Source organism: Knoellia sp. Soil729 (genome assembly GCF_001427985.1).
Taxonomy (GTDB): Bacteria; Actinomycetota; Actinomycetes; order Actinomycetales; family Dermatophilaceae; genus Knoellia.
In genome coordinates, this window is the sequence record NZ_LMSA01000001.1 from 580,894 (window position 1) to 601,662 (window position 20,769).

The following is a 20,769-nucleotide window of genomic DNA, read 5'->3' on the forward strand; positions in this document are numbered from 1 at the left end:
AATTCCCCCCAAATGCACGAGACACGCCGGTATGCCGGCCGCCCGGTCTCCCGTGCTTTTCTCACCCAATTCCCCCCAAATGCACGAGACACGCCGGTATGCCGGCCGCTCCCTACCGCTCCCAGCGGACGAGCTTCCCGGCCAGTTTCTCGTGCTCTCGCTCGGGCATGACACGAGCGGCCAGCACCTTCCGGGCTAGTTCGGGGTCGCCCATGCAGGCCCGGAACACCTCCGGCACGGTGATGCCGTGGCCCGGGCGCCAGACCACCTGAATCTCGTCGGAGGGACGGATCATGCCGCACTGGGTGACTGCCAAGTAGGCCCCTGTCCGCCCACGTTCGGTGAAGGCCTTCACCCAGCCGCGCACACCCATGTGGGCCGAGAACGTGGCGCAGGGGACGCGCGGCCCGGTCACCGTCAGGACAACTGAGCTACCGATGCGCCACTGTTCGCCGATCACCGATGCATCAACGTCGAAGCCCGCGGTCGTGAGGTTCTCGCCGAACGCTCCCGGTCGCAGGTCACGACCCAGGTCAACCGACCACCGGTCGAGCTCCTCGCGCGCAAAGGCGTACACGGCCTGTGTCGAACCCCCGTGGTGCTTGAGATTGACGACGGCGTCGCCGCTGACTCCGCTGGCGCCGGTTCCCTTGGGACCGGGGTCGAAGACAGTGGTCTCGTCGGTGGGGTGCTTGTCGATTCCCGTGAGCCGCTTGATGATCCCGGCAGTGGGGAGACCGATGTTGACCGAGTGCACGCGGGCTGTCATGGGGGCAGCGTAGGTGGGCTTGTGGATATCTCGAGCTCCATTTTCCGCGGAGCCGCCACAGTGGGGTGATGTCCGACTTCGACCCCTTCCGCCCCTTCCTCACGGACTGGGCCACCACGGCTGGTGTGTCGAGACGTGAGCTCGCGGGGCCGGCATACCGGCGTATCTTCCACGGGGTCCACATCAGTGCGGCGGTTCCCGACACCCTGGTCGTCCGGGCACGCGCTGCCGTCCTGCGTGCCCCTGCCCACTGCAGGCTGAGCCACGAGACGGCGGGCCAGCTGTGGGTGCCGTCGTGGCCCAGCAGCAGCGACGTGCATCTCGCCTTCAGCCGGGACGTGAAGTCGATGGGCGAGGGCATCAAGACGCATCGGTTCACCTATGAGATGGAGAAGTGGACTCGGCACGGGCTCCCCGTCACTGGCCCGGCGATGACGTTCATCCACCTCGCTGTGCGGTTCGACCTCGTTGGCCTCGTCTGTTTCGGCGACCGGTTGGTGGCGCGCGACGCCATCACGCCCGAGGAGCTCGTGTCCGCCGTGGAGGCCTGGGAAGGGCACGGGCGCCGGGCAGCGACCGCCGCCGCGCGGCTGGTGCGCGCCCGCTCCGAGTCCGTGCCCGAGACCCAGTCCCGCCTGCTCGTCGTCCTTGCCGGGCTGCCCGAGCCGGTGTGCAACCACCCGTACCTCGTGGGTGGCATCGAGCGATACCGGCTGGACCTGGCCTGGGTCGAGTACAAGGTGGCGTTGGAGTACGACGGGCGGTGGCACGACGAGCCAGAACAGCGACAAAAGGACGAGGCACGGCGCAAGGAGATGCGCGATGCCGGATGGATCATCATCGTCATCCGCGCGGAGCACCTCTATGACTTCCCCGACGAGGTGGTGCGTGAGGTGGCGGACGCCCTGCGACAGCGAGGCTGCCCGGTGAGGGTCCGCGCCACCTACCAGCGCTGGTTCCAACCGCGCGGGAAGATCGCGTGAGGTGGTCGGGCGAGCTGCGCGGACGGCATACCCGGCGTGTCCGTGCTTTTCGGGGGAATTGGGTGGGATGTGCACGCGGGCGGGCGGACGGCATACCGGCGTGTCTGGTGCATTTGGGGGGAATTGGGTGAGATGTGCACGAGGTAGCGTCGGGCTGGTGACCCAGACCTCCCCCACGTCAGCGCCCACGTCCGTCCGCACCCCGACCGCCGTCGACGCCATCGCGGAGCGGCACTTCGACGCCGTCGTGCACCACAGCCCCATCGAGGCGACCTACCTCGGGATCGACGTGCGCCAGGACGAGCTGGACGACTTCTCCCCAGAGGGCTACGACGCCCGGGCCGAGCTCGCGCGGACCACGCTCGCCGAGCTCGACGGCGCCGAACCGGTGGACGACATCGACCGGGTGACGATCGCGGCCATGCGCGAGCGCCTGGGCCTCGACCTCGAGATCCACGAGGCCGGACTCAGGCAGTGCGACGTCAACGTCCTCGCCTCGCCGATGCAGTCGGTGCGTGACGTCTTCGACCTCATGCCCACAGCGACGCCGGAGCACTGGGCGACGATCACCCGGCGCCTGAGGGCTCTGCCCCCGGCTCTGGAGCAGTGGCGCGCCACGCTGCTCGCCGCCGTCGAGGCCGACCCCACCCACGTCGCGGCCCGCCGCCAGGTCCGGGCCTGCATGAGCCAGTGCGACGACCTCGTCAGGGACGACGGCTTCTTCACCACGTTCGTCAGCGGCGCCCGCATCGGCGGCCCCCAAGGCCAACGACTCGACGAGGCGGCCCAGCGTGACCTCGAGGCCGCAGCGGCGTCGGCCGTCGAGGCCTATGCCGAGCTCAAGACCTTCCTGGGCGAGCAGCTGCTCCACCGCGCCCGCACCGAGGACGCCGTCGGGCGCGAGCGCTACCAGCGGGCCAGCCGCCTGTTCCTCGGGGCCACGGTCGACCTGGAGGAGACGTACGCCTGGGGGCAGGAGGAGACCGCCCGTCTCGACGCCGAGATGCGCCGCACCGCCGAGCGCATCGTCCCCGGCGGCAGCATCACCGACGCGATCGCAGCGCTCGGTGCCGACCCGGCATACCAGCTGCAGGGGACCGATGCCCTGCGCGACTGGATGCAGACCAAGGCGGACGAGGTGATGGACCTGCTCGACGGCACCCACTTCGACATCCCCGAGCCCGTGCGGACGATCGAGTGCAGGATCGCGCCGACCCACACCGGCGGGATCTACTACACGGGCCCGAGCGAGGACTTCACCCGCCCGGGCCGCATGTGGTGGTCGGTGCCGCGAGGTGTCGAGACGTTCGGGACGTGGAACGAGCTGAGCACCGTCTACCACGAGGGCGTCCCCGGCCACCACCTCCAGGTCGCGCAGACCACCTATCGCGCAGAGCTGCTCAACCGCTGGCGCCGGATGCTGTGCTGGGTGAGCGGCCACGGCGAGGGCTGGGCCCTCTATGCCGAGCGGCTGATGGCCGACCTCGGCTTCATGGAGGACCCCGGGAACTACCTCGGCTTCCTCAACGCCCAGTCGCTGCGAGCGGCGCGGGTCGTCCTCGACATCGGCATCCACTGCGGCTTTGAGGCACCGGCCGAGGTGGGCGGCGGCGAGTGGACCTACGACAAGGCGTGGACCTACCTCACCGCACACAACATCGACGACGAGGCCTCGCTGCGCTTCGAGCTCGACCGCTACCTGGGGTGGCCGGGCCAGGCCCCGAGCTACAAGGTCGGCGAGCGCATCTGGATGCAGCTGCGCGACGACACCGCTGCGCGAGAGGGCGACTCGTTCGACCCCAAGGCCTTCCACCGTCGTGCGCTCGACGTCGGCTCGGTGGGGCTGGACGTGCTCGTGGAGGCCATGCAGGGCTGAACCCGGGTTTCGAGGTCGCCCGCATCCCCGACAATAAGCACGTGACCCTCGCCCTGACCCTCGTCGCCATCGCCCTGACCGTCATCGTCGTGGCGCGCCTGAGCGCCCCGATCGGACTGCCCGCCCCGATCGCGCTCCTGGTCGTCGGCCTCGTGGCCTCGGTGCTGCCCTTCGTACCGGAGGTGACCCTCGACCCGGAGGTCGTCCTCCTGGGACTGCTCCCGCCCCTGCTCTACGCCGCCGCCATCGGAACCTCGCTGGTGGACATCAGGGTCAACCGGCTCCCGATCCTGGGGTTGTCGGTCGGCCTCGTCCTCTTCACCGCCTTCGGCGTCGCCCTCGTCGCCCACTGGCTGCTGCCCATCCCGTTCCCGGTCGCGGTGGCGCTCGGCGCGATCGTGGCACCGCCCGACGCCGTCGCCGCCACGGCCGTGGCGCGTGGCATCGGCCTGCCGCGCCGCATCACGACGATCCTCGAGGGCGAGTCCCTGCTCAACGACGCCACCGCGCTCGTGACGCTGCGGACCGCGATCGCCGCCGCCGGACTGGCCACCTCGCACCACGGGTTGGCCTCGCACGGGCCCGTGTCCATCGGTTCGGTGGCACGTGACTTCGGCCTCGCCGTGGTGGGTGGCGTCGGCGTCGGCTGGCTCGTGTTCATGCTCATCGGGCTCGTCCGCAAGCACCTCACCGAGGCCACCTCGGACACCGCACTGTCCTTCGCGGCGCCCTTCCTGTCCTACCTCCCGGCTGAACAGCTCGGCGCCAGTGGCGTCCTCGCCGTGGTCACGACCGGCCTCCTGCTGGCCCACAAGTCGCTCATCCTGCAGTCCGCCGCCTCACGACTGAGCGAGCGGGTCAACTGGGCCAGCGTCACCTTCCTCCTCGAGAACACCGTGTTCCTCCTCATCGGGCTGCAGCTCTCGAGCGAGGTGGCCGACGTGCGGGCGAGCGAGATCTCCCTGGGCCGTGCCGTCGTCGCCGGGCTCGTCGTTCTGGTGTGCGTGCTGCTGCTGCGACCGCTGTGGATCTTCCCGTTCTCCTGGCTCTCGCACGCCCTGGGACGGGGAGACGGTATGCCGGCCCAGGCCGCCGGCATCGCCGTCACCTCCTGGGCGGGCATGCGTGGTGTGGTCACCCTGGCCGCTGCCCTCACCCTGCCCGTGACGACTCCGCAGCGACCCACGCTCGTCCTCATCGCCCTCATCGTCACCGTCGGCACGCTCGCCCTGCAGTCCTCGACGCTGCCGGCCCTGGCGCGCGCCCTGGGGGTGCGTGGACCCGACCCGCGTGAGGACGCGCTCCAGGAGGCGACCGTCGTGCAGGCCGCGACCGGTGCGGGGCTGCGCTCGCTCGACGAGGAGCCCGACCTCGACCCGGTCGTCGCGCAGGAGCTGCGTGAGAATGCCGAGCTGCGGGTGAACCGCATCTGGGAGCGCCTCGGCACCCTGGGGCCCGGTGAGGCGGAGCCGCCGACCGAGATCCGACGACGGCTGCGCATGGTGATGCTCGACGCCGAGCGCCGCGAGCTGGTGCGCATCCGCGACGAGGACGAGGTGGACCACGAGATCCTGTCCAGCGTCATGAGCCAGCTCGACGCCGAGGAGGCAGCGCTGACGTGGAACATGGCCCGGGCCGCGAAGGTGCGCGACGCCCCGCTGCTGGCTCCCGACCAGGTCCGGACGGCGTGCGAGCACCTCACCGCCGAGCCCGACTGCGCGGTCCCCTCCAGCGCCGAGGGCTGCGAGGACTGCCTGCGTGAGGGACTGACGTGGGTCCACCTGCGGGTCTGCGTGTCCTGCGGCAACGTCGGCTGCTGCGACTCGTCCGAGGGCCGCCATGCCTCGAAGCACTTCGGCGCGTCACAGCACCCGGTGATGCGCTCGCTCGAGCCGGGCGAGGCGTGGCGCTGGTGCTTCGTCGACGAGGTCCTGGGCTGATGACCTCCGTGCCACTCGTCCTCGCCTCCGCCTCCCCGGCCCGTCTCGCCACGCTCAGGTCGGCGGGGGTCGAGCCACTCGTGCAGGTGAGCAGCGTCGACGAGGACGCGGCCCTGGCTGCGGCCGAGGCCATCCACGGTGTCCTGCCCCCCGCCGATGTCGCTCTCCTGCTCGCCAGGGCCAAGGCGGAGGACGTGGTGCGCGCCCGGGTCGACGCCGACGAGCCCGAGTACCTCGTCCTGGGCTGCGACTCGGTGCTGGAGCTCGACGGCGAGGTCCACGGCAAACCCGCCGACGCCGCGCAGGCCACGGCCCGGTGGACCCGGATGAGGGGTGGCTCGGGGGTGCTCCACACCGGCCACTGGCTCATCGACGACCGCGGCCCGGAGGACGGCGGCACCCGGGGCGTGGTCGGGGCGACGGCGTCGACCACCGTGCACTTCGCGGACCTGGACGACGACGAGATCGCGGCCTACGTCGCGACGGGGGAGCCACTGCACGTGGCCGGCGCCTTCACGCTGGACGGGCTCGGCGCGCCCTACGTGCGCGCCATCGAGGGCGACCCCTCCAACGTCGTGGGCGTGTCACTTCCCCTGCTGCGCGAGCTGTTGCGCGACCTCGGCGTGGCTTGGCAGGACCTGCGCGCTCGCTGAGCGTCGGCTGGGGCTCAAACCGGAGGTATGCCGCGTCGCTTGGTTGCGAACGTGCGGTCCCGGTGCGCTGCGTAGCGCAGGCGGCGCAGGAGCTCGTCGCGCAGGTCCTCGGGCTCGACCACCTGGTCGATGACGAGGTCGGCGGCCAGGCGTTCGAGGTCGACGTCCTCCTCGTACTCGGACCGCTTCTGCGCGACGAAGGCGTCGCGCGCCGCGGCCCCCTCCGCGGCCTCGACCTCGGCGATCTTGTTGGCGTAGACGGCGTTGACCGCTGCCTCGGGTCCCATCACCGCGATGCGGGCGGTGGGCAGCGCGATGGTCGCGTCCGGGCCGAACCCCGGGCCACCCATGGCATAGAGGCCGGCTCCGTAGGCCTTGCGGACGACGACGCAGAACTGCGGGACCGTGGCGCTCGACACGGCGGAGACCATCTTGGCGCCGTGGCGGATGATGCCACCGCGCTCCACCTCGAAGCCGATCATGAAGCCGGGGACGTCGGCGAGGTAGACGAGCGGGATGGAGTAGGCGTCACAGAGCCAGATGAAGCGCGCGGCCTTGTCGGCACTGTCCGTGAAGAGCACGCCGCCCTTGACCATCGAGTTGTTGGCGACGATGCCCACGGTCTCGCCGTCCATGCGGCCGAGACCGATGACGAGCTCGGGAGCGAACAGCGCCTTGATCTCGAAGAAGCTGTCGTCGTCGACGAGGCCGTCGATGACCTCGTGGACGTCGAAGGGCTGGCTCTCCCGCTCGGGGACGGACGTGCGGGTGAGGGGGGCGGAAGGCGACTCCACGGCATACGAGGGCCCTGGGGTCCGCCAGTTCTGCGGGACGTAGGAGAAGTAGAGCCGGGCCATCTCGATGGCCTCCGCGTCGTCCTGCACGAGGATGTCGCCGACTCCGGAGACGGTGCAGTGCATCCGGGCTCCGCCCATCTCCTCGAGTGAGACCCTCTCCCCCACGACCATCTCGGCCATGCGCGGACTGCCGAGGTACATGGACGCGTTGCCCTCGACCATGATGAGCAGGTCGGTGAAGCTCGGGATGTACGCGCCGCCGGCGGCCGACGGGCCGAAGAGGCAGCAGATCTGCGGGACCTTGCCGGAGAGGGCGACCTGGTTGTGGAAGATCCGGCCGGCGCCGCGGCGGCCGGGGAACATCTCGACCTGGTCGGTGATGCGGGCACCGGCGCTGTCGACGAACCAGAAGACGGGCAGCTCCTCGCGCAGCGCCATCTCGGTCGCACGCACGATCTTCTCGACAGTGCGAGCACCCCACGACCCGGCCTTCACCGTGGGGTCGTTGGCGATGACGATGACGGGCCGGTCGTCCACGGTCCCGCGGCCGGTGACGACCCCGTCGGCCGGCAGGCCCTTGGCGAGGGCGTTGGCGTAGCGGCCGTCCTCGACGAAGCTGCCCTCGTCGACCAGCAGGGCGATGCGGTCGCGGACATAGAGCTTGCCCTGGGAGGCCAGCTTGGCTGCCGCCTTCTCGGGCGCGGACGCCGACGCCGCGTGGGCGGCGTCGAGGCGACGACGGACATCGGCGACCTTGGGATCGGACTCGCTCACCGGCATACCTCCCACTCTGTCAGGGACACGACGGGACTCAGGCGCCGAGACCGAGGTGGCGTGCGATGAGCATGCGCTGGACCTCGCTCGTGCCCTCGCCGATCTCGAGGATCTTGCCGTCGCGGTAGAAGCGCGCGACGGGGTACTCCTCCATGAAGCCGTTGCCGCCGAAGATCTGCACGGCGACGCGAGTGGCGGTGACGGCGGCCTCGCTCGAGTAGAGCTTGGCGATCGACGCGGCCTGCTTGACCTCCTTGACGGAGCGTCGGCCGGCCTCCATCTCGTCCTTGAGCCACGCCGCCTTGTAGGTGAGCAGGCGCGCGGCCTCGACCGACACGGCGAGGTCGGCGACCTGGAAGGACACGCCCTGGTTGGCGCCGATGGGGCGGCCGAACGCGGTGCGGGTCTTCGCGTAGTCGGTGGACAGCTCGAGCATCGCCTGCGCCATGCCGAGCGCCAGGGCGGAGATCGCGATGCGCCCGTCGTCGAGCGTCTTGAGGAACTGCTTGAACCCCTGGCCCTGCTCGCCGAGGAGGTTGGCCTCCGGCACGCGGCAGCCGTCGAAGCTCAGGCCGTGGGTGTCGCTGATGTGCCAGCCGAGCTTGTCGTAGGGCTCCTCGACGGTGAAGCCCGGTGTGCCGGAGGGGATCATGATCGCGCTGATCTCGGCGTTGCCCTTGTCGTCCGTCCCCGTGCGGGCGGTGACCGTGACGACGGAGGTGATGTCGGTGCCGGAGTTGGTGATGAACGCCTTGGACCCGTCGACCACCCACTCGTCACCGTCGCGGACGGCCTTGGTGCGCGTGGCGCCGGCGTCGGAGCCGGCATCGGGCTCGGTCAGGCCGAAGCCGGCGAGGGTGCGTCCGGCGACGAGGTCGGGCAGCCAGCGCTGCTTCTGCTCGTCGGTGCCGTAGGTGAGGATCGGGTTGATGCCCAGGCCCACGCCAGCCGACAGGGTGATGCCGATGGACTGGTCGACGCGACCGAGCTCCTCGATGGCGACGCAGAGGCTGGTGAAGGCGCCACCCTCCTCGGGGTCCAGGCTGCCGCCGAACTCCTCGGGGACGACGAGCCCGAAGAGGCCGAGGTTCCCCATCTTGGGCACGAGGTCGCTCGGGAAGTGGTGGTCCTTGTCCCACTGCGCGACGTGGGGAGCGACCTCGCGTTCGGCGAAGTCGCGCACGACCTTACGGAAGTCCTCGTGGTCCTGGCTGAGCTCGAACATCGATGTCCTCTCGGGGTGACGCTGTGGTGCTTGACGTTGACGTAAACGTAAAGCAATACTACCTCCGTGGCAAGCCGCGTGAAGGACGACGAGACCTGGACGATCCGCGAGATCGCCCAAGAGTTCGACGTCACCCACCGCACCGTGCGCCACTACGAGGAGCTCGGGCTCATCTCCCCCGAGCGGCACGGCACGAGCCGGATCTACCGCCGCCGCGACAAGACCCGCCTCAACCTCATCCTGCGCGGCAAGCGCCTCGGGTTCCCACTCGAGGAGATCCGCACGATCATCGACCTCTACGAGACGCCGCGCGGGCGCCGCAGCCAGCTCGAGTACGTCCTCGGCCAGATCGGCGAGCGTCGCACCGACCTCGAGCAGCGCCGTCGCGACCTCGACGCGGCGCTCGGCGAGCTGGACCGCTTCGAGGAGTCCTGCCGGGCGGACCTGGACCGTCTGCGCTGAGACCCTTGACCGCAGGGGCCTGCGTGGACCACGGTGACCACTGGACGCCGCAACCACACCTCGAGGAGTGCCGCATGGACCGCGCGGATGAACGATCAGCCTTCGCCTGGATCATGTCGGGCACCGTGGGCGCGGTGATGGTGGGCAGCCTCGGCAAGGTGCTCCTCGACCGGCGCAGGGAGCGGGCGCTGGCCGAGGCCCAGGCGGCTTCTGCCCCGCCGGCTGCTGACCAGACCGACGCCGGCCAGAGCGACCCCGGCGAGAGCGACGCCGGCGAGGCCGACGCCGTCGAAGCGGAGGGCCACCCGAGCTGAGGCTGCGCCTGCCGATCAGGCCTGTTCGGCGAGGAAGCTGTCGATCTCGGCTGCCGTCGGCGCGGTGGCCGGCCCGCGTCGGGTCACCTTGATCGCCCCACCGGCGTTGGCCCGGCGTGCGGACTCGACCCACGGCATACCGGCTGCTCGACAGGCCACGAGGACACCGGTGTGGGTGTCCCCGGCACCGTTGGTGTCCACCGCCTTCTGGGGGTAGCCGTGGAGCTCCGTGGTCAGACCGTCCGCGTGGACCGCACACCCATGCGGGCCGTCCCTGACGATGGCGACGGCGCCCGCCGGCAGGTGGTCGAGGCACTTCTCAGCGGCCATGACGATGTCGGAGACCCCAGTGAGGAACTCGCTCTCCTCCGCGTTGCCCGTCCACACCGTCGTCATCGCCAGCATGCGCTTCCGGATCCCGTCGTCGAGCTCGGCGAAGATGGCTCCCGGGTCGAGCACGACCTCGACGCCCTCGGGAAGGCCAGCAAGCCACTGCAGCAACGGATCTCGTGTCGTGCCGGTCAGGCTGTAGCCGCTGACGCAGACGAGGTCTCCTGCGGCGGGCTCCGACGTCTGCAGCGACTCGACGCTGATGACCCGCTCCGCGGCCTGCGTGGTGACGAACGTGCGCTCGGCCGTCGGCTCGAGCATGACGACGCAGATGCCGGTGTCGAGATCGGGAACGACCGGGCTGGACACGGAGACGCCTTCGGCGGTCAGGGCCTCCCGGACGAGGTCACCGTGCGGGCCGGTCCCGGTCGCTCCGGCATGCACGCACTGGGCACCTTGCCGCGCCGCTGCCAGGAGGATGTTGACCGCTCCCCCGGCATAGTCGTGCGGCGGCGGCGCCATGACGTTGCCACCCCGCCGTGGCAGCGAGGGCACCTCGACCACCACGTCGACGAGTGCCTGAGCGGTGTGGATCACCCGGGGAGACATGAACGGCAGCGTATGCCGTGGAGTCGGGGCTGCGAGGATGTCGCCGTGAGCACCTCCGCGCCTTCCGCCGCAGCCACCACCCGCTTCTCGTCCGTCGACGAGGTGCGCGAACGCCTCGCCGAATCCGGCTACCTTGCCTCCGACGCCATCGCGACAACGGCCTTCCTCGCCGACCAGCTGGGCAAGCCGTTGCTCGTCGAAGGACCTGCAGGAGTCGGCAAGACCGAGCTGGCGAACGCCGTCGCGGCCGCCACGGGAGCCCGGCTCATCCGGCTGCAGTGCTACGAGGGTGTCGACGAGGCACGAGCGCTCTACGAGTGGAACCACGCCAAGCAGCTCCTGCGCATCACCGCCGAGCGAGGCTCCTCCGATGGCTGGGATGCGTTGCGCGACAACATCTTCAGCGACGAGTTCCTCCTCCCCCGCCCGCTGCTGGCGGCCATCCGGAGCGAGGAGCCGGTCGTCCTGCTCATCGACGAGCTCGACAAGGCCGACGTCGAGATCGAGGGGCTGCTGCTCGAGATCCTCGGTGACTTCCAGGTGACCGTCCCCGAGCTCGGCACCATCACCGCGACCCACCGCCCCTTCGTCGTACTGACGTCCAACGCGACGCGTGAGCTGTCCGAGGCGCTGCGACGGCGCTGCCTCTTCCTCCACATCGACTACCCCACCGCCGAGCTCGAGCAGCGCATCGTCACGCTGCGTGCCCCCGGCCTGGACGACACCCTCGTCGCATCGGTCGTCCGCCTGGTCCAGCGCCTGCGCGAGCTGCGCCTGCGCAAGGCACCCTCGGTCTCCGAGACCGTCGACTGGGCGCGAACGCTCATCGCCCTGGGTGCCACGCAGGACCACGACCTCAGCGCCGAGCTCGTGCGCGACAACCTCGGCGTCCTGCTCAAGCACCAGGACGACATCCAGCGTGCAGCCGTGGCCCTCGACCTCCCTGCTCCGTCCTGACCGGCACAGCGACCGCACCCACGACCATGTCCACGGCACTCGACTCCCGCCTCGTCGGCTTCGCGCGCGCGCTGCGCGGCCACGGAGTCGTCGTCGGCACCAGCGAGGTCGTCGACGCCGGCTCCGCGGCCCACGTCCTCGGGCTCGAGGACCGCGAGCGCCTGCGCGAGGGCCTGGCGGCCGCGCTCCTGCGCCGGGCCGGTCAGCGGCAGGTCTTCGACGACCTCTTCGACGTCTGGTTCCCGGCAGCGATCGGCGAGCGTGACGGCGTCACCAGCGATGTGCCACCGGCCACCTTGGAGGACCGCCGCAGCCGCGCCGCAGAGCTGCGCGACGACCTCGCCCGCGCCCTGGCACTGGGCGACGAACGCGCCCTCGACGAGCTCGCAGCCCGCGTCGTCGCCGAGCTCGGTGCCCTCGCCAACGCCGCGACCACCGGCTCGTTCTCTGCCCAGCAGGCCCTCGACACCCTCGCGCCGCAGACCGCCATCGCTGGGGCGCTCGCCCGCATGCAGGATCCTGCCGAAGATGCCGCCGGCGGGTCCGGCGACGGCAGTGGTGGTTCCGGAGGCTCCGGTTCCGGAGTCAGCGGTCCGGCGAGCGGCACCAACTTCGCGTCCCGCTTCACCCGCGACGAGCTCCGCAGCGACGTCACTGCCTTCCGCCGGCGCGTCGAGGCCGAGACGCGCCGTCGCAACGCCGAGGCTCGCGGCGCCGAACGGATCAGCCGGTATGCCGTGCGCGCGCCTGCCGAGCAGACGCCCTTCCTCCTCGCCGGCCCGGTCGAGCTCGACGAGCTCCGCGGGGCGATCCAGCCGCTGTCCCGCAAGCTGGCCACCCGCCTCGCGGCCCGGCGCCGACGCTCCTCGCGTGGCCGGATCGACATCCGACGCACGCTGCGTCGCTCACTCAGCACGGGGGGCATACCCCTGCGTCCGGCACTGGAACACGCGAGCCCGCACCGTCCCGACCTCGTCATCCTCTGCGACCTGTCGTCCTCGGTCGCCGGCTTCTCCCGTTTCACGATCCTGCTCGTGCAGGCCCTCGCGACGCAGTTCCGCCGCGTGCGCATCCTCGGCTTCGTCAACCGGGTCGAGGACCTCACGGACCAGGTCCTCGGTGCCCCTCCGGGTAGCGACCTCAGCGGCGCCTTCGACGACCTCTCCCGGATGACGCGCTGGCACCGCAACAGCGACTATGGAGCCGTCTTCGCCGACGTGGTCGAGCACCACCTCGACGCCATCGGGCACCGCTCGGCCGTGCTCATCCTCGGCGACGCGCGCTCCAACCACACCGACCCGCAGTTCGACCGGCTCCGCGAGATCGCCGGGGCGGCCAGGCACGTCTCGCGGCTCAACCCCGAGCCCGTCCGCATGTGGGGCAGCGGCGACTCGGTGGCCCTGGGCTACAGCGAGATCGTCGACATGCACGAGTGCCGCAACGTGGCCCAGCTCCGCGAGTTCGTCGCCCGCCTCCTCCCCATCTGACCTCCCCTTTTCCGGCTGATCACGGAATGGGAGTGTTCGGCCCGGAACCGTTCCCGGCCGAACGCTCCTCTTCCGTGATCAGCCGGAAAAGGTGGGGCGGGGTCAGCCGTTGAACTCGTCGGGGTTCGGGCCCGTGCGCATGCCACGGTCGAGCGCGGCGATCTCGGCCATGTCGGCCTCGCTCAGCGTCACTGACGTCGAGGCGAAGTTCTCGGCGATGCGCGACGGCGTGACCGACTTCGGCAGGACGACGAAGCCGCGAGCCAGGTGCCACGCGAGAATCACCTGCGCGGGTGTCGCCTCGAGCCGCTGGGCGATGGCACCGATGACCGGGTCGTCGAGGACCTCCTTGCCGGAGGCGAGCGGGCTCCACGCCTCGGTGACGATGCCGTGCTCGGCGTTGAACTCGACGACCTCACGCTGCTGGAGGTAGGGGTGGAGCTCGATCTGGTTGATGGCGGGCCACTCGCCGGTCTGGTCGAACAGCGTCTGGAGGTGCTCGACGTGGAAGTTGCAGACACCGATGGCGCGCACCCGCCCGGAGTCGCGCAGCGCCTGGAGCGCCTTCCACGCGTCGACGAAGCGGCCCTTCGCGGGGAACGGCCAGTGCAGCAGGAACAGGTCGAGGGTCTCGAGTCCGAGGCGGTCCATCGAAGCGGTGAACGACTCGACGGTCTCCTGCGCACCGAACTCCGTGGGCCACACCTTGGTCGTGACGAAGATGTCCTCGCGGGGGACGTCGGTCGCGGCGAGGGCGCGGCCGACACCGGACTCGTTGTTGTAGAGCTTCGCGGTGTCGATGTGGCGGTAGCCGGTCTCGAGGGCGGCCAGCACGGCGGCGTCGACCTCGTCGTCGGGGACCTGCCACACACCGAAGCCGAGCTGCGGGATGGCGATCCGGTTCGTGCCGGAGGTCAGGGGGATGTCGTGGATGGGCATGCGCCCACCGTATGCCGCGTGCTCACCGAACGTTCGCGAGTGCCCCGGGCATCTCGGCCGGGTGCGCAGGCAGTGTGACCGACCCCGCGTGACCGTTCCCCACACGGACTGCGGCGACCTACTACAGTCCGGTCCATGGCCATCAGCAAAGTCCTCATCGCCAACCGCGGCGAGATCGCCGTCCGGATCGCCCGCGCCTGCAAGGACCACGGCATCGGCTCCGTCGCCGTCTATGCCGAGCCCGACCGCGACGCCCTGCACGTCAAGGTCGCCGACGAGGCCTATGCCCTCGGCGGCACGACGCCCGCCGACTCCTACCTGCTCCAGGACAAGCTGATCGAGGTGGCCCAGGAGGCCGGCGCCGACGCGGTCCACCCCGGCTACGGCTTCCTCGCCGAGAACGCCGACTTCGCCCAGAAGGTTCTCGACGCCGGTCTGACCTGGATCGGCCCGGGCCCCCAGGCGATCGACTCCCTCGGCGACAAGGCCAAGGCCAAGCACATCGCGGTCAAGGCGGACGCACCGCTCGCTCCCGGCACCAAGGACCCGGTCAAGGACGCCGACGAGGTCGTCGAGCTCGCCAAGGAGTTCGGCCTGCCCATCGCCATCAAGGCGGTCTACGGCGGTGGCGGTCGCGGCCTCAAGGTGGCCCACACCCTCGAGGAGATCCCCGAGCTGTTCGACTCCGCCGTGCGTGAGGCCGTGACCGCCTTCGGTCGCGGCGAGTGCCTCGTCGAGAAGTTCCTCGACAAGCCGCGGCACGTCGAGACACAGTGCCTCGCCGACCAGCACGGCAACGTCGTCGTCGTCTCGACCCGCGACTGCTCCCTCCAGCGCCGCAACCAGAAGCTCGTCGAGGAGGCTCCCGCGCCCTTCCTCACCGACGAGCAGAACGCCGAGCTCGTCCGCGCGTCCAAGGCGATCCTGCGCGAGGCAGGCTACGTCGGCGCCGGCACCTGCGAGTACCTCGTGGCCAGCGACGGCACGATCAGCTTCCTCGAGGTCAACACCCGCCTCCAGGTCGAGCACCCCGTGACCGAGGAGGTCACCGGCATCGACCTCGTGCGAGAGCAGTTCCGCATCGCCGACGGCGAGGAGCTCGGCTACGACGACCCGTCGCCGATGGCGCACTCCATCGAGTTCCGCATCAACGGCGAGGACGCCGGCCGCAACTTCATGCCCGCCCCGGGCACGGTCTCGCGCATGGTCGTACCCCAGGGGCCTGGCGTGCGCTGGGACGCCGGCATCGTCGAGGGTGACACCGTGGCCGGTGCGTTCGACTCGATGATCGCCAAGCTCATCGTCACGGGCCGCACCCGCAAGCAGGCCCTCGAGCGCTCACGCCGCGCCCTGGCCGAGCTCGAGGTCGACGGCATGCCGACCGTCGTCCCGTTCGACCGCGCGATCGTCGACGACCCCGCGTTCGCCCCCGAGGGTGACGCTCCCTTCACGATCCACACCCGCTGGATCGAGACCGAGTTCGACAACCAGATCGCGCCGTTCGCCGGCGAGGCCGCCGCAGACGGCGCCGAGGAGGCCGGCGAGCGCCAGCGCGTCACGGTCGAGGTCGGTGGTCGCCGACTCGAGGTCGTCCTGCCCGCCGGGCTCGCGCTCGGTGGTGGCGGTAGCGCAGCCAAGAAGAAGGCGCCCAAGCGCTCCGGTGGCAGCAAGGCCGGTGCGGCCGCGTCCGGCGACTCGCTCACCGCGCCCATGCAGGGCACCATCGTCAAGGTCGGCGTCGAGGACGGCCAGGAGGTCGCCGAGGGTGACCTCGTCGTCGTCCTCGAGGCGATGAAGATGGAGCAGCCGATCACCGCCCACAAGTCCGGCACGATCAGCGGTCTCACCGCCGAGGTCGGCGCCACCGTCACCAACGGCGCCGTGCTCTGCGAGATCAAGGACGCCTGACGCTCCACCCACGACGAACGCCCGTATGCCGGTCAGCCGGCACACGGGCGTTCGTCATGTTTGCGTCGTGGTCGCCTCACCGGGCAGAGGTGTCGTCCTGACCGAGGTCGATCGACTCGCCGCCATCGACCGGCTGGGTGCCGCCGGGGGCGCTCGACGTGCCGGGGTCACCCTGCTGGGTGGGTCCACCCTCGGGGAGCCCGCCAGCCTCACCCGGTGTCGCGCCACCCGGGCTCTGGGGCTCGGCGTCCTGTGGCGGGAAGGAGGAGTCGGCCGTCGTGTCGGGGGCGGTGCTCGGAGCGGTCGGGTCCTGCTGCGGCTGCGGGTCCCCCGTGCCGGGAGCGGGGTTGGGGACAGGCACCTCTGAGGGCTGCTCGGGCGTCGTCGGGGTGCTGCCCGGGTCGGCCGGCGGTGTGCTCGGGGGCGTCTCGGGTGCCGACGGGGGCGTGGTCGGTGTCGTGCTCTCGGTGGGGATGCCGAGCTGTCCCTCGATGAAGTCACCCCCCTTGTCGATGGCGTCCGAGAACCTGCCACCGGTCTGCCGGTCGAGCATGTCCTCGACCTTGTCGATGGCGCTGCGTGCCGTGCCCGGGTTGTCCCGGGCGTAGTCCTTGGCCTTGGTGAAGGCCTCGTCGCCGCTGATCGGCTGCTTCTGGTCGCTCATCGTTGCTCTCTCCCAGGGTCTCGGGTTCGGATGGTCCCCAAGGTAGCCACGGGCGAGAGCGAAGTGTGGCTCAGCTGTCGGTGGTGTGCAGGCGGCGGGCCGCTTCTGCGATGGAGCCGGAGAGCGAGGGGTAGACCGTGAAGGTGCTCGCCACCTGGTCGACGTTGAGCCGGTGGTGGACGGCGAGCGTGACGGGGAAGATCAGCTCCGAGGCGCGCGGCGCGACGACCACGCCGCCGATCACGGCGCCGGAGCCCTTCTGCGCGAACAGCTTGACGAAGCCGTCGGTGATCCCCGACATCTTCGCGCGGGGGTTGCGGGAGAGGGGAAGCATGACGACGTCGGCGTCGACCAGGCCCTCGTCGAGCGCCTTCTGGGAGATGCCGACGGTGGCGATCTCGGGGTCGGTGAAGATGTTGGCCGAGACGACTCCGAGGTTGAGCGGCGCCACGGCGTCACCCAACGCGTGCGACATGGCGATGCGTCCCTGCATCGCCGCCACGGACGCCAGGGGAAGCACACCCGTGCAGTCGCCCGCGGCATACACACCTCGCACGGACGTGCGCGCGACCCGGTCCACGGCGATGTGTCCGGACTCCTTGAGCTCGACCCCGACCTCCTCGAGCCCCATGCCGGAGGTCTGCGGGATGGACCCGACGGCGAGCAGCGCGTGCGACCCCTCGACCTCACGCCCGTCGACGAGCCTGACCACCACGCCATCCCCTCGACGCTCGACGGCGGCCATGCGGGACTGTCCGAGCACCTCCATGCCACGTCGCTTGAAGACGTCCTCGATGACCGTCGCGGCGTCGGGGTCCTCACCCGGCAGCACGCGTTCGCGCGAGGAGACGAGGACGACCTCGGTGCCGAGACCGAGATAGGCCTGGGCGAGCTCGGCACCCGTCACGCCGGATCCGACGACGATGAGGCGCTCGGGCAGGGAGTCGAGCTCATAGATCTGTTGCCAGGTGAGGATCCGCTCGCCGTCCGGTTCGGCCGTCGTCATCGTGCGCGGCGTGGCACCGGTGGCGATGAGGATGACGTCCGCGTCGAGCTGCTCGGTGCCGCCGCCCTCGAGCGTGGCTTCGACCCGCGTGGCGGACAGGAGCCGGCCGGTGCCGCGCAGGATGCGTACGCCGACCTCGGTCACGCGCTCGGTGATGTCGCGGCTCTGGGCGGCCGCGAGGTCCTTGACGCGGGCGTTGACCTCCGCGAGCTCGGCCTTGGCGTCGCTCACCTCGTCACCCTCGCCGTCCTCGAGGTGGACACCGAGCTGGGCAGCCGTCTCGAACTCGGACATGTAGTCGGCGGTGGAGATGAGCGTCTTGGAGGGCACGCAGTCGGTGAGGACAGCGGCTCCGCCGAGCCCGTCACGGTCCACGATCGTCACGTCGCCCCCGAGCTGCGCGGCCACGAGAGCCGCCTCGTAGCCACCGGGGCCCCCACCGACAATGACCACTCGACCGGTTCGCGCATTCACGGGCTCCATCCAACCACGCGGCGGCTACCCTGCTCGCGTGACCGACATCGCCGCAGCCTCGCCGTCCCTCGACCTCGCCGATCCGGCGACCGACCCGTTCGCCGTTGCCGACGCAGCGGCCGCCGTGATCCGCGAGCGCACCGGCCTCGAGACCCACGACGTGGCACTCGTCCTCGGCTCCGGCTGGGGCCAGACCGGTGACCTCATCGGCGAGACCCTGACCGAGATCGACAACACCGACGTGCCCGGCTTCGGCAGGGCCGCCGTGGCGGGACACTCGGGCACGATGCGCTCGGTCGCGATCGGTGACACGGGTCGGCGAGCCCTCGTCTTCGGCACCCGCACCCACTTCTACGAGGGCAAGGGCGTGCGCGCGGTGGTCCACAACGTGCGCACCGCTGCGGCACTCGGCTGCCGCACCATCGTCCTCACCAACGGCTGCGGCGGGCTGCGCGAGGAGTGGCCTCCCGGAACCCCGGTGCTCATCCGCGACCACATCAACCTCACCGCGCACTCCCCCATCGAGGGAGCGAACTTCGTCGACCTCACCGACGTCTACACCCCACGGCTGCGCGACCTGGCCCGCGAGGTCGACGCCGGCCTCGACGAGGGCGTCTACGTGCAGTTCCGCGGCCCGCACTACGAGACACCGGCCGAGGTGCAGATGGCCAAGGTGATCGGTGGCGACCTCGTCGGAATGTCCACCTCACTCGAGGCCATCGCCGCCCGTCAGAGCGGCATGGACGTCCTTGGCATCTCGCTCGTCACCAACCCGGCGGCCGGCATCTCCAAGACGCCGCTCAACCACGAAGAGGTCCTCGAGGCCGGCCGCAACGCGGCGCAGCGGTGCGGGAAGCTGCTCGCGGCCGTCGTCGCCAAGATCTGAGGGCTACCATGACCACGACCGACACCCAAGTGACCGACGCCATCGCGGCCGCTCGCGCCTGGGCCGCCGACGACCCCGACCCGCAGACCAGGTCAGAGCTCGAGGCCGTCGTCGCGGCCTGTGAGGCCGGTGACGATGCCGCGACCGAGGACCTCCTGGACCGCATGTCCGGGATGCTCCAGTTCGGCACGGCCGGCCTCCGGGGCGCGCTTGGCGGTGGACCGAACCGGATGAACCGCGCGGTGGTCATCCGAGCGGCAGCCGGCCTCACGGCATACCTTCAGAAAACCGACCCGGAACCCTTCGTCGTCATCGGGTTCGATGCACGCTTCAACTCCGACGTCTTCGCTCGCGACACGGCTGCGGTCGTGCTCGGTGCCGGTGGGCGCGCCTCGGTGCTGCCACGGCCCCTGCCGACGCCGGTGCTCGCCTACGCCATCCGGCACCTGGGCGCCGACGCCGGTGTCATGGTCACCGCCAGCCACAACCCGCCCGAGGACAACGGCTACAAGGTCTACCTCGGCGACGGTTCGCAGATCGTGTCCCCCTCCGATACCTACATCGCAGCCGAGATCGCGCGCATTGAGCGCGTGGCCGACGTGCCACTAGCCGACGACGGTTGGGACACGCTCGGCGACGAGGTGCTCGAGAGCTACCTGACGCACGTCGTCGACGTCGTCTCGCCCGACTCCCCGCGTGACCTCGTCGTCGTCCACACGGCCCTGCACGGCGTGGGTTCCGAGACGGTCGCCCGCGCGTTCGAGGCAGCCGGGTATGCCGCCCCGCTCCAGGTCCCGAGCCAGGCGGAGCCCGACCCGCTGTTCCCGACCGTTCCGTTCCCCAACCCCGAGGAGCCGGGTGCGATGGACGCGGCCCTCGACCTCGCGGAGCAGACCGGTCCGGACGTCGTCATCGCCAACGACCCCGACGCCGACCGCTGCGCCGTCGCCGTGCCGGGCCCCGGTGGCTGGCGCATGCTGCGAGGCGACGAGGTGGGGGTCCTGCTCGGAGCCCACCTGCTCGACCGCGGCGTGAGCTCGGACGCGGTGTTCGCGAACTCCATCGTGTCGTCGCGGATGCTCGCGACCGTGTGCCGTGCGGCCGGCATCGCGCACGAGGAGACGCTGACGGGGTTCAAGTGGATCTCGCGCGTACCCGGTCTGCGTTACGGCTACGAGGAGGCGCTCGGCTACTGCGTCGACCCTGACGAGGTGCGTGACAAGGACGGGGTGTCGGCGGCCCTCGTCGTGGCCGAGATCGCGGCCTCGCTCAAGGCGTCGGGCGGCTCCATCACGGAGCGTCTTGACGAGCTCGCCGTGACGCACGGCGTCCACGCGACCGACGCCTTCGCCGTCCGGGTCGAGGACCTGTCACTCATCGACCAGATCATGGCCCGGCTGCGAGCCAGCCCGCTGAGCAGCGTTGCGGGAGTGGAGGTCTCGACCGTGGACGACCTCGCCAAGGGCGACGGGGGGTTGCCGCCGACGGAGGGTCTGCGCTGGTTCCTCGCGGACGACTCGAGGATCATCGTGCGTCCGTCCGGGACCGAGCCCAAGCTCAAGGTCTACCTCGAGGTGATCGAGGCTGTGGTCGAGGGGGACCTGGCCGGCGCGCGGTCGCGTGCTGCCGAACGCCTGGCCGCGATCCGGTCCGAGCTCGAGGCCGCCACCGCCCTCTGAGCTTGGGCAAGGGGCGCGGGAAGCTGCACGCGGGCAG

Annotated in this window: 18 protein-coding genes; 11 read left to right on the forward strand and 7 right to left on the reverse strand. The window is 70.7% G+C overall.

The genetic code is table 11. The annotated features are described in order from the left end of the window. Nucleotides 1–112: 112 nt before the first annotated feature. Nucleotides 113–769, reverse strand: coding sequence for an MOSC domain-containing protein (locus ASG74_RS02640; protein WP_056138666.1), 657 nt, complete (start codon nucleotides 767–769; stop codon nucleotides 113–115). Nucleotides 770–837: 68 nt separating this feature from the next. Between ASG74_RS02640 and ASG74_RS02645 the strand changes: the two genes are divergently transcribed. The 4 genes from ASG74_RS02645 to ASG74_RS02660 all read left to right on the forward strand — a co-directional run bounded on the left by ASG74_RS02645 (nucleotide 838) and on the right by ASG74_RS02660 (nucleotide 6,221). Then, nucleotides 838–1,752, forward strand: coding sequence for an endonuclease domain-containing protein (locus ASG74_RS02645; RefSeq protein ID WP_056138669.1), 915 nt, complete (start codon nucleotides 838–840; stop codon nucleotides 1,750–1,752). Nucleotides 1,753–1,909: 157 nt separating this feature from the next. Next, nucleotides 1,910–3,628, forward strand: coding sequence for a DUF885 domain-containing protein (locus ASG74_RS02650; RefSeq protein ID WP_056138672.1), 1,719 nt, complete (start codon nucleotides 1,910–1,912; stop codon nucleotides 3,626–3,628). Nucleotides 3,629–3,669: 41 nt separating this feature from the next. Further along, nucleotides 3,670–5,568 carry a Na+/H+ antiporter gene (locus ASG74_RS02655; protein WP_056138674.1) on the forward strand — a complete coding sequence of 633 codons (1,899 nt, stop codon included), beginning with the start codon at nucleotides 3,670–3,672 and terminating at the stop codon, nucleotides 5,566–5,568. Beyond that, a complete protein-coding gene (locus tag ASG74_RS02660; protein WP_056138677.1) occupies nucleotides 5,568–6,221 on the forward strand; it encodes a Maf family protein in 654 nt (217 codons plus the stop codon). The genes ASG74_RS02655 and ASG74_RS02660 overlap by 1 nt, the downstream gene beginning before the upstream one ends. A gap of 14 nt (nucleotides 6,222–6,235) precedes the next feature. On the opposite strand, the gene ASG74_RS02665 is transcribed toward ASG74_RS02660, so the two are convergent. Both ASG74_RS02665 and ASG74_RS02670 read right to left on the reverse strand, forming a co-directional pair. Continuing rightward, a complete protein-coding gene (locus tag ASG74_RS02665) occupies nucleotides 6,236–7,798 on the reverse strand; it encodes an acyl-CoA carboxylase subunit beta (RefSeq protein WP_056138682.1) in 1,563 nt (520 codons plus the stop codon). A gap of 31 nt (nucleotides 7,799–7,829) precedes the next feature. Beyond that, a complete protein-coding gene (locus ASG74_RS02670; protein WP_056138684.1) occupies nucleotides 7,830–9,017 on the reverse strand; it encodes an acyl-CoA dehydrogenase family protein in 1,188 nt (395 codons plus the stop codon). Nucleotides 9,018–9,083: 66 nt separating this feature from the next. On the opposite strand from ASG74_RS02670, the gene ASG74_RS02675 reads away from it, so the two are divergent. Further along, nucleotides 9,084–9,479: a MerR family transcriptional regulator gene (locus ASG74_RS02675; RefSeq protein ID WP_056138686.1), complete on the forward strand. Its 396-nt coding sequence runs from the start codon at nucleotides 9,084–9,086 to the stop codon at nucleotides 9,477–9,479. Nucleotides 9,480–9,553: 74 nt separating this feature from the next. Further along, nucleotides 9,554–9,793 (forward strand): hypothetical protein, encoded by a 240-nt coding sequence (locus ASG74_RS02680; protein ID WP_056138687.1) that lies wholly within the window; start codon nucleotides 9,554–9,556, stop codon nucleotides 9,791–9,793. Nucleotides 9,794–9,808: 15 nt separating this feature from the next. Here ASG74_RS02680 and ASG74_RS02685 read toward each other — a convergent pair whose 3' ends face one another. Then, a complete protein-coding gene (locus ASG74_RS02685) occupies nucleotides 9,809–10,732 on the reverse strand; it encodes a PfkB family carbohydrate kinase (protein WP_056138689.1) in 924 nt (307 codons plus the stop codon). A gap of 45 nt (nucleotides 10,733–10,777) precedes the next feature. On the opposite strand from ASG74_RS02685, the gene ASG74_RS02690 reads away from it, so the two are divergent. Both ASG74_RS02690 and ASG74_RS02695 read left to right on the forward strand, forming a co-directional pair. After that, entirely contained in the window at nucleotides 10,778–11,689 is a 912-nt protein-coding gene (locus ASG74_RS02690; protein ID WP_056138691.1) for an AAA family ATPase, read from the forward strand. A gap of 26 nt (nucleotides 11,690–11,715) precedes the next feature. Beyond that, nucleotides 11,716–13,176, forward strand: a complete 1,461-nt coding sequence (locus ASG74_RS02695) for a VWA domain-containing protein (protein WP_056138693.1) — start codon at nucleotides 11,716–11,718, stop codon at nucleotides 13,174–13,176. A 102-nt stretch (nucleotides 13,177–13,278) separates the two neighbouring features. On the opposite strand, the gene ASG74_RS02700 is transcribed toward ASG74_RS02695, so the two are convergent. Then, the gene (locus ASG74_RS02700; protein ID WP_056138696.1) at nucleotides 13,279–14,115 is read right to left on the reverse strand and encodes an aldo/keto reductase; all 837 of its coding nucleotides are present in this window, start codon (nucleotides 14,113–14,115) and stop codon (nucleotides 13,279–13,281) included. Nucleotides 14,116–14,250: 135 nt separating this feature from the next. Here ASG74_RS02700 and ASG74_RS02705 point away from each other — a divergent pair, with 135 nt between their 5' ends. Beyond that, nucleotides 14,251–16,023 carry an acetyl/propionyl/methylcrotonyl-CoA carboxylase subunit alpha gene (locus tag ASG74_RS02705; RefSeq protein WP_056138697.1) on the forward strand — a complete coding sequence of 591 codons (1,773 nt, stop codon included), beginning with the start codon at nucleotides 14,251–14,253 and terminating at the stop codon, nucleotides 16,021–16,023. A gap of 76 nt (nucleotides 16,024–16,099) precedes the next feature. Here the strand turns inward: ASG74_RS02705 and ASG74_RS02710 are convergent, their stop codons facing one another. Together ASG74_RS02710 and ASG74_RS02715 are read right to left on the reverse strand one after the other, a co-directional pair. Beyond that, a complete protein-coding gene (locus ASG74_RS02710) occupies nucleotides 16,100–16,687 on the reverse strand; it encodes an antitoxin (protein WP_056138700.1) in 588 nt (195 codons plus the stop codon). Between the two features lie 70 nt (nucleotides 16,688–16,757). Further along, a complete protein-coding gene (locus tag ASG74_RS02715; RefSeq protein WP_056138702.1) occupies nucleotides 16,758–18,176 on the reverse strand; it encodes an NAD(P)H-quinone dehydrogenase in 1,419 nt (472 codons plus the stop codon). 37 nt (nucleotides 18,177–18,213) lie between these two features. Here ASG74_RS02715 and ASG74_RS02720 point away from each other — a divergent pair, with 37 nt between their 5' ends. Both ASG74_RS02720 and ASG74_RS02725 read left to right on the forward strand, forming a co-directional pair. Next, entirely contained in the window at nucleotides 18,214–19,053 is an 840-nt protein-coding gene (locus tag ASG74_RS02720; protein WP_082569520.1) for a purine-nucleoside phosphorylase, read from the forward strand. A gap of 8 nt (nucleotides 19,054–19,061) precedes the next feature. After that, complete coding sequence (locus ASG74_RS02725) at nucleotides 19,062–20,732, forward strand: phospho-sugar mutase (protein ID WP_056138705.1); 1,671 nt, start codon at nucleotides 19,062–19,064, stop codon at nucleotides 20,730–20,732. Nucleotides 20,733–20,769 lie beyond the last annotated feature (37 nt).

Bases quoted from the DNA above. Each gene is read 5' to 3' on its own strand.
- ASG74_RS02695 (WP_056138693.1), top strand. From the start codon at position 11,716: ATGTCCACGGCACTCGACTCCCGCCTCGTCGGCTTCGCGCGCGCGCTG.
- ASG74_RS02665 (WP_056138682.1), bottom strand. From the start codon at position 7,798: ATGCCGGTGAGCGAGTCCGATCCCAAGGTCGCCGATGTCCGTCGTCGC.
- ASG74_RS02640 (WP_056138666.1), bottom strand. From the start codon at position 769: ATGACAGCCCGCGTGCACTCGGTCAACATCGGTCTCCCCACTGCCGGG.
- ASG74_RS02680 (WP_056138687.1), top strand. From the start codon at position 9,554: ATGGACCGCGCGGATGAACGATCAGCCTTCGCCTGGATCATGTCGGGC.
- ASG74_RS02685 (WP_056138689.1), bottom strand. From the start codon at position 10,732: ATGTCTCCCCGGGTGATCCACACCGCTCAGGCACTCGTCGACGTGGTG.
- ASG74_RS02660 (WP_056138677.1), top strand. From the start codon at position 5,568: ATGACCTCCGTGCCACTCGTCCTCGCCTCCGCCTCCCCGGCCCGTCTC.
- ASG74_RS02700 (WP_056138696.1), bottom strand. From the start codon at position 14,115: ATGCCCATCCACGACATCCCCCTGACCTCCGGCACGAACCGGATCGCC.
- ASG74_RS02715 (WP_056138702.1), bottom strand. From the start codon at position 18,176: ATGGAGCCCGTGAATGCGCGAACCGGTCGAGTGGTCATTGTCGGTGGG.
- ASG74_RS02670 (WP_056138684.1), bottom strand. From the start codon at position 9,017: ATGTTCGAGCTCAGCCAGGACCACGAGGACTTCCGTAAGGTCGTGCGC.
- ASG74_RS02645 (WP_056138669.1), top strand. From the start codon at position 838: ATGTCCGACTTCGACCCCTTCCGCCCCTTCCTCACGGACTGGGCCACC.
- ASG74_RS02725 (WP_056138705.1), top strand. From the start codon at position 19,062: ATGACCACGACCGACACCCAAGTGACCGACGCCATCGCGGCCGCTCGC.
- ASG74_RS02705 (WP_056138697.1), top strand. From the start codon at position 14,251: ATGGCCATCAGCAAAGTCCTCATCGCCAACCGCGGCGAGATCGCCGTC.
- ASG74_RS02710 (WP_056138700.1), bottom strand. From the start codon at position 16,687: ATGAGCGACCAGAAGCAGCCGATCAGCGGCGACGAGGCCTTCACCAAG.